Genomic DNA, 7,854 nt, shown 5'->3' on the forward strand with positions numbered 1-7,854 from the left:
GCTCTGTGTTGCCGTCCATTTGGGATTGGTTCGGGGTTGGTATCGGGGTTGGAGGCAAAACCAGCTACTACTTCCCTTGGTAAGCGCTGCTCAATCAGTTTTTCAATATCTTTCAATAGAGGGTATTCATCAACGGACACCAGCGATACAGCTTCACCTGACGCGCCAGCCCGGCCAGTACGCCCAATGCGGTGAACATAATCCTCCGGTACATTGGGTAGATCGAAGTTAACTACATGAGGCAGTTCGCTGATATCAAGACCTCTAGCAGCAATATCTGTCGCCACCAATACCTGTAAGCTACCATTTTTGAACTTTGCCAGAGCATTAGTACGCACTGGCTGGCTTTTATTCCCGTGGATTGCCAGTGCTTGAATACGGTCTTCACCCAATTGCTTAACCAAACGATCAGCACCATACTTAGTGCGGGTGAACACTAGCACTTGATACCAATTATCTCGGCGGATCAGGTGAGCAAGTAATTGGCGTTTCTTGTCACGGTCTACCTGGTAAATTTTTTGTGCGATCGTCTCGGCGGTAACGTTGCGGCGTGCTACCTCAATCATCGTCGGGTTATTCAGCAGCCCGGCGGCAAGTGTCTTAATTTTGTCCGAGAAAGTAGCGAAGAATAGCAAATTTTGTCGCTGTTTGGGCAAGAGTGAGAGAATGCGGCGGATATCATGAATAAAGCCCATGTCCAGCATCCGATCTGCTTCATCTAACACCAAAACCTCAATATGCGACAGGTTCAGCGTCCCTTGCTGTACATGGTCTAACAGTCGCCCTGGAGTAGCGACTAGAATATCCACTCGGTTCTTCAAACGCTGCTTTTGCAGATTAATACCAACTCCGCCGAACATTACCATCGAGTTTAGCTGCAAGTACTTACCGTACTCGCGCACGCTTTCTTCTACCTGTGCGGCGAGTTCACGAGTTGGGGTAAGAATCAGCGCCCGGATCGGCGGGTATCCCTTATATGTACCTTTGATGCTCTTGTCAGATGACAACCGATGCAGAAGCGGTAGGGTAAAACTAGCGGTCTTTCCAGTACCAGTTTGTGCCCCAGCTAGCAAATCGCTACCCGACAAGACGGCAGGAATCGCCTGTATCTGAATTGGCGTGGGTTCAGTGTACCCGCGTTCGGTAACTGCACGGATAATTTCATTGGACAAGCCGAGATTAGAAAAAGACATAAAACTCCAAAAATAACATCGGCCTGTCGCCAATGGCGGCGTCAGTCTTAGGCGGACGGATAAAAAACGTTGAAAGGCTGATGGGCAATAGCGCAAAGACTGAAGAGCAAGTGCCGCAATTCCACATTTTAACAGATTGTAGTCGATTTTGTCGTTAAAGTTGCTCTAATTCAGCGTTGTGTTAAATTAGCATTACTTGGAATGTAAAATGTTGAACAATTAGGAGAAATTCGTTATCGCAATCCAAAAGCAACTGATTAATTCACAAATCAAGTCACCTAGCGTCTTCTTGATTGACCATGAGAATAACAATCGTGGTCTGATCGACACCAATGAGGCGCTACAGCTAGCCGAGAGCTTAGAGCTTGACTTAGTTGTAGTCTCGCAAGGTAAAGAGGCTCCAATCGCCAAGATTCTTAACTATGGCAAGCTTCAGTATCAAAAGAAAAAACGTCAGAGCCAGAGTGCTAGACCCACGGTAAAGGAAGTTCGATTTGGACTAAACGTGGGCGTAGCTGATTACAATTTACGCATCCAACAAGCAGGTGAATGGTTGAGTAAAGGCGATTCAGTCAAGTTTGCCATCCGTTTACGAGGCCGAGAACATCAATATCGTGACAAAGCAGGAGAACTGCTAGACCGAATTGCAAATGATCTCAGTCAAGTAGGTAAAATCCAATCGCTGGATAAACGCGCACTAGTTGTTCAAGTGATTCCTGCCTAGTTAATCTTGCGATCGCTAGAGGATATCTTTGTAACAGCTTGTTAGGAACAAAAAAAGCTGGAGGCAACACTGTAGCTTCTATGGAAAAAACATTGAAATTCTCCCCACTGAAAACAGCAAGGGGATTTTTTCGCTGGGCATCCACTCGCGCTTGCACAGGCTATACTGGAGATGAGGATGGAACCTTAAACCAGTGGGGGATGCCATAACCCCAAGTACTGGGACATCGAAACATCTCAGAATCCTTTGTACGAATATTGATTTCTGCAAGCCGCACTGACATTTAAAGGTGCGGCTTTTGGATTTCTCTAATGCGCTTCACATAGCCTTCCTACGAAATGCGCTCATCTACACTCGCAGCAGACCCCTTAACTCAGCACATAACCCCGAACAACTCTGTCAAAAATCAAAAGATTGATGTAAGTAATATTATTAAGCTATGGCATCCGAAGAGTTATAAGGATAACTACGGGAGGTTTGCCAATTTTGAAGATATATTAGCTAGCAGTTTTTTAAAAATTAGCTGATACCTTTTTAAGGTTTTTACGCCAAGTAAGCTTTTGCAATCCGTATTAATTAAACGTATTCTTTCCTTATTATGGCCCGCTCCCGGATTTCTGATTAGTGAGAAATCCGGGTCAAATTGACCAAACAAGCGCCGGAAAATAGCCAATTAATCGGCGCATTTATTGATTAGGTGTATCAAGGCATCAATCAGGCGATCGCTTTCCATTGGTACAATGTCCTGTCCATGCATCACATTTTGAGTAATATGAAAATGCACCAATGCTCCTAAGAGAATTCTCGCTGTTGCCTCTGGGTCAGGTATCTTTAGTTCAGGAGCCGCCAAGTAGTGAGTAAGAGTTTCCGCTACTGGCTTAATCATCGCTTGAACACAAATTTGAGCTAACTCAGGAAAACGCCCAGATTCCCCAATTAGTACTCGCATAAATGCACTATGTTCTTTGTCGTTAAACATCTGCTCTAATGCTTTGGTTGCTACTTGGTGTAGTATGGTGACTGGTTCTCCCTCAATAGGTTCTGTGCCAAAAATAGAGATGTTCTTTTTGCTTGCCAGTTGCTCTAACAGTACTTTAAAAAGCCCTTCTTTATCTTGAAAGTGGCTGTACACTGTCGCTTTAGAAACACCTGCTGCTACTGCTACCCGATCCATACTTGTGCCAGCATAGCCATGTTGAAGGAATTCTTGCATTGCCCCTTGCAGAATTTGCTCCACTTTATCAACGGCATTGTCTCGATCAACTTCGTCAGCTTTGATGCGTACCATTTATTAATCATCCTTTCTTATAAACAATATTAATAGATGCTGCAAAATGCCCCAGTACAAAATGGCGAAAATAAATATACCCTTCGTTGAAGGAGGTAGGGGGCAGGAATAGCATTGCCCTGCATAATGCCGAGTGAATTGATTGACAAGTTTAGTTCTATCATATTGACTAAACTAGTCCGTTTAGTTTAGCATAAGTTGAACTGGACAGTTTAGTACAAGTTGCTACTGGTGGTAAGGGAAAATAGTATGGAGCAAAACAGGAATTCAGAGGGCCTAAGGTCTTCTCATAATCTTGTGCGATCGCCTGTTCTACTTGCAATAATTGCATCTCTAGCAATAGGCGGAATCAGTGTTTATGCGGTGATGAAGCTTCAGGCTACAGCTAATGAAAAACAAAAAACACCAGTAGCAGTTCAGCCTGTGGTAAAAACAGTAACAGCATTAGGGCGGTTAGAACCAAAGGGAGAAATAATAAAACTGTCAGCGCCTTCTTCAACTGGTGAAGGAAATCGGGTAGATCAACTATTGGTGAAAGAAGGCGATCGCGTCAAAACTGGCCAGGTAATTGCGATTATGGACAACCGCGATCGTCTACAAGCTAGTTTGGCTGAAGCACAAAAACAAGTTCAAGTTGCCAAATCTCGCCTTAACCAGGTAAAAGCTGGAGCCAAACAGGGAGAAATTGGAGCGCGTCAAGCTACCGTGAATCGTTTGCAAGTAGAACTAGAAGGAAACATTAAAACTCAGCAAGCCACAATTAATCGTATAGAGGCAGAAATCCTTGGGCAACAACGGAGCTTGCAAGCAACAGTGGCTCGCGTAGCAGCCGAGAGACGTAATGCCGAAGCTGATGTGCAGCGCTACGAGACTTTATATAAAGCAGGAGCAATTTCTAGCCAGGAAGTTGATAGCAGACGCTTAAACGCCGAAACTTCCACTCAAGCCTTAATTGAAAGCCAAGCCACCCAGACAAGAACTGTCGCAACCCTACAACAGCAGCTTAACGAAGCAAAAGCCAACCAGAATCAAACCCTCGCCAGCTTGCAACAGCAGATTAACGAAGCAAAAGCTAACTTCAATCAAACTGCTGAAGTCCGTCCAACAGATATAGCAAACGCACAAGCAGAGGTAGACAGCGCTCAAGCCACGGCGGATAAAATTAGAGTACAACTGGCGCAGGCTTATGTTGTAGCTCCTAAAGTCGGTCGAATTTTGGAGATTAATACACGAGCCGGAGAAACTGTTGCCAGTGAAGGAATTGTAGCTCTAGGTCAAACCGACCAGATGTATGCAGTAGTAGAAGTATACCAAAGTGATATCAAGAAAGTGCGTCCGGGACAGGATGTGCGGGTAAGTAGTGATTCCCTACTCAATGAATTAGAGGGAAGAGTGGATTGGATTGGTATGCAGGTAAAGCGGCAAAATCTAATCAACACTGATCCCTCTAGTAACATTGATGCCAGAGTAGTGGAAGTCCATGTGCAACTGAATAAACTATCTAGCCAAAATGCTTCTAGCTTAACTAATTTGCAAGTCAAGGCGGTAATTGAAATTTAAAGGGAGTGGGGAGTGGAGAATTGGGAATGGGGCATTGGGATTGGGCATGGTTATTCTCATTGTCCCCTGCTTCCCCTGCCTCCCCTGCTCCCTCTGCTCCCTCATCTCCCCCATCTCCCCACTCCCCACTCCCTCTTATGAAATTAATTGAACAACTGCGGCGGCGAACGCCTTTAGGATGGCTGCAACTAAGTCATGAAAAAGGCCGTCTTTTGGTAGCATTGTCAGGCATTGCCTTTGCCGATGTTCTGATGTTTATGCAGCTAGGGTTTCAGACTGCCCTGTTTGAAAGTAATACAATCCTGCATCGGAGTATGCAGGCTGATATGTTTGTGATCAGTCCCCAAGCACGCAACCTAGCAAATATGTCCAGCTTTACGCGGCGACGGCTATATCAAGCAATGGATATACCAGGTGTAAAGTCGGCAGAAGGAATGTATATCAACATTGTTGATTGGAAAAATCCCCAAACAAATCAGAAGACGACAATATTAGTTATGGGGTTCAATCCCGATCAGCAGGTGTTTAACTTAGCGGATGTGAATCGCCAGATAGATGCTGTTAAGCTACCAGATACCGTTTTGTTTGATCGCGCCTCTAGAGGAGATTATAATGATGCGATCGCTCAAATTGACCAAGGTAAAACTGTCACAACCGAAATAGAACGCCGGACAATTACTATTAGCGGCTTATTTTCAGTCGGGGCTTCCTTCATTGCTGATGGTACTTTAATCACCAACGACCAAAACTTTCTGCGACTATTTCCCAGACGAGAAGCTAGCGGTGTCAGTCTAGGTTTGGTGCAACTACAACCAGGCTATGATCCAAAGCAGATGAAAACAACTTTACAAGCTTATTTAGATGATGATGTAAAAGTTTTAACCAAAGCAGAATTTATCGAATTTGAAATAAATTACTGGAAAACAAATACGGCTATCGGGTTTATCTTCAGCTTAGGTGTAGCAATGGGCTTTATGGTGGGCGTGATTATCGTCTATCAAGTTCTTTCTACAGATGTGAATTCTCATATAAAAGAATACGCCACTTTCAAAGCAATGGGATATAACAATCTCTACTTATTAGGTGTGGTGTTTGAAGAGGCGATAATTTTGGCAGTTTTAGGCTTTATCCCAGGAGCGATCGCACCTTTAGGACTTTATCATTTAACTCGTAATGCTACCAATTTACCACTTTATATGACCGTAGGGCGAGCATTAACGGTATTAACTTTAACTATGATTATGTGTGTAATTTCTGGTGCGATCGCCACCCGTAAATTACAGTCTGCTGATCCCGCAGATATGTTTTAGTAAATAGGGAATAGGGAATAGGGAAAAACAAGTAACAATTCCCCGCTCCCCACCCCACTCCCCACTCCCCAATCTCCTAAGTATGCCTCCCGTCATCTCTGTTAAAAATCTCGACCACTATTTTGGTCATGGTCAACTTCGCAAGCAAGTTCTTTTTGATATCAACCTAGATATTAACGCTGGCGAAATTATTATTATGACTGGGCCTTCTGGTTCTGGTAAAACTACACTTCTGACTTTAGTCGGCGGCTTGCGTTCTGCTCAATCTGGCAGTTTGCAAATATTGGAACAAGAACTGTGTGGCGCTAACAAAAGACAACTTACCCAAGCGCGACGCAGTAATGGTTATATTTTCCAAGCGCATAACTTGCACGGTAGCCTGACAGTACTCCAGAACGTCAGAATGGGCTTGGAAGTACATAATAATATTTCCCCGGCAGAAATGAAAAGCCGGTCAGCCCAAATGTTAGAGGAGGTAGGATTAGGGCATCGCCTGAATTATTATCCTGATGATTTATCTGGGGGACAAAAACAAAGAGTTGCGATCGCTCGGGCGTTAGTCGGTCGTCCTAAAATTGTCTTAGCGGATGAACCCACCGCCGCCCTTGACAGTAAATCGGGACGAGATGTGGTCAACCTCATGCAAACCCTAGCTAAAGAACAGCATTGTACTATTCTTTTAGTTACTCATGACAATCGCATTCTAGATATTGCCGATCGCATCGTCTACATGGAAGATGGCAAGTTAATAAATGACAGTGCTGTTGTTGCAGTCGGTTAGGTTGGTTGTCCTCAAAATTTTTTATTAAGAAGAAAACAACCAGAAAGTAGTATTTAATTATTTGGCTCAAAAATCATCTCTGTAATTTCACTAATGCCAATGTAGCGGCTCATCTGCTAGAGATTTGAAAGGTTTACTGTTATATAAGAAATGCTTGCCAGAGTTTGGAGTGCATCAATTGTGGGCATCGATGCCGTCAAAGTCGGCGTAGAAGTCGATGTGTCAGGGGGATTACCGGGAATTGTTGTCTTGGGACTGCCAGATTCAGCGATTCAAGAATCACGAGAAAGAGTCAAAGCAACGTTGAAGAATGCAGGTTTCGCCTTTCCCATGCGAAAAATTGTGATCAATTTGACTCCGGCAGATTTACGGAAAGAAGGCCCCTGTTTCGATTTGCCTATTAGTGTGGGAATTTTGGCGGCTTCTGAGCAAGTTAGCGCTGATTTGTTGGGGGATTATCTATTTTTGGGCGAAGTCTCTCTGGATGGCAGTTTGCGCCCGGTGGCTGGTGTTTTGCCGATCGCAGCAGCAGCCCAAAAGATGGGAATTGCAGGTTTAGTTATCCCTGCTGATAATGCCCAAGAAGCAGCAGTGGTTCAAGACTTGGCTGTTTACGGCTGCAAACATCTATCTGAGGTGGTGGATTTTTTAAATAATCCCGGACGTTACAAACCTGTGCAAATTGATCATACAACGGAGATAGCAACAGCATCTTACCCTGGCGCAGATTTGCATGATGTGAAAGGACAAGCTCATGCGCGTCGTGCTTTAGAAATTGCGGCGGCTGGTGGACACAATTTAATTTTTGTCGGGCCGCCTGGTAGCGGGAAAACCATGTTAGCACGGCGCTTACCAGGAATTTTACCGCCCCTGAGTTTTGCCGAATCTTTAGAAGTGACTCGTATCCATTCGGTGGCTGGTTTATTGAAAAATCGCGGTTCTTTGGTACGCGATCGCCCTTTTCGCAGTCCCCACCACTCAGCATCCGGGCCTTCTCT

8 protein-coding genes are annotated in these 7,854 nt (G+C 44.5%); 6 read left to right on the plus strand and 2 right to left on the minus strand.

Annotated elements, in window-relative coordinates:
• Positions 1-1,193: DEAD/DEAH box helicase (locus VE944_RS14290; RefSeq protein ID WP_324978052.1), on the minus strand; the 1,193-nt coding region annotated here is incomplete at its 3' end.
• A gap of 256 nt (positions 1,194-1,449) precedes the next feature.
• Between VE944_RS14290 and infC the strand changes: the two genes are divergently transcribed.
• The gene (infC, locus tag VE944_RS14295) at positions 1,450-1,917 is read left to right on the plus strand and encodes a translation initiation factor IF-3 (protein ID WP_225892454.1); all 468 of its coding nucleotides are present in this window, start codon (positions 1,450-1,452) and stop codon (positions 1,915-1,917) included.
• Between the two features lie 80 nt (positions 1,918-1,997).
• A complete protein-coding gene (locus VE944_RS14300; protein ID WP_324978054.1) occupies positions 1,998-2,126 on the plus strand; it encodes a hypothetical protein in 129 nt (42 codons plus the stop codon).
• A 464-nt stretch (positions 2,127-2,590) separates the two neighbouring features.
• Here the strand turns inward: VE944_RS14300 and VE944_RS14305 are convergent, their stop codons facing one another.
• Positions 2,591-3,205: a TetR/AcrR family transcriptional regulator gene (locus VE944_RS14305; protein ID WP_324978056.1), complete on the minus strand. Its 615-nt coding sequence runs from the start codon at positions 3,203-3,205 to the stop codon at positions 2,591-2,593.
• A gap of 249 nt (positions 3,206-3,454) precedes the next feature.
• On the opposite strand from VE944_RS14305, the gene VE944_RS14310 reads away from it, so the two are divergent.
• From VE944_RS14310 to VE944_RS14325, 4 genes are all read left to right on the plus strand, one after another.
• A complete protein-coding gene (locus tag VE944_RS14310; RefSeq protein WP_324978058.1) occupies positions 3,455-4,765 on the plus strand; it encodes an HlyD family efflux transporter periplasmic adaptor subunit in 1,311 nt (436 codons plus the stop codon).
• 137 nt (positions 4,766-4,902) lie between these two features.
• Positions 4,903-6,075 carry an ABC transporter permease DevC gene (gene devC, locus VE944_RS14315; RefSeq protein ID WP_324978060.1) on the plus strand — a complete coding sequence of 391 codons (1,173 nt, stop codon included), beginning with the start codon at positions 4,903-4,905 and terminating at the stop codon, positions 6,073-6,075.
• Between the two features lie 82 nt (positions 6,076-6,157).
• Positions 6,158-6,856 (plus strand): DevA family ABC transporter ATP-binding protein, encoded by a 699-nt coding sequence (locus tag VE944_RS14320; protein ID WP_324978062.1) that lies wholly within the window; start codon positions 6,158-6,160, stop codon positions 6,854-6,856.
• Positions 6,857-7,006: 150 nt separating this feature from the next.
• Positions 7,007-7,854: YifB family Mg chelatase-like AAA ATPase (locus VE944_RS14325; protein ID WP_324978064.1), on the plus strand; the 848-nt coding region annotated here is incomplete at its 3' end.

The organism is Nostoc sp. (assembly GCF_035638895.1).
Lineage (GTDB): Bacteria > Cyanobacteriota > Cyanobacteriia > Cyanobacteriales > Nostocaceae > Nostoc.

Coding starts and splice junctions, on each gene's coding strand:
- VE944_RS14305 (WP_324978056.1), bottom strand. CDS start 3,205: ATGGTACGCATCAAAGCTGACGAAGTTGATCGAGACAATGCCGTTGAT.
- VE944_RS14320 (WP_324978062.1), top strand. CDS start 6,158: ATGCCTCCCGTCATCTCTGTTAAAAATCTCGACCACTATTTTGGTCAT.
- VE944_RS14300 (WP_324978054.1), top strand. CDS start 1,998: ATGGAAAAAACATTGAAATTCTCCCCACTGAAAACAGCAAGGGGATTT.
- devC (WP_324978060.1), top strand. CDS start 4,903: ATGAAATTAATTGAACAACTGCGGCGGCGAACGCCTTTAGGATGGCTG.
- VE944_RS14310 (WP_324978058.1), top strand. CDS start 3,455: ATGGAGCAAAACAGGAATTCAGAGGGCCTAAGGTCTTCTCATAATCTT.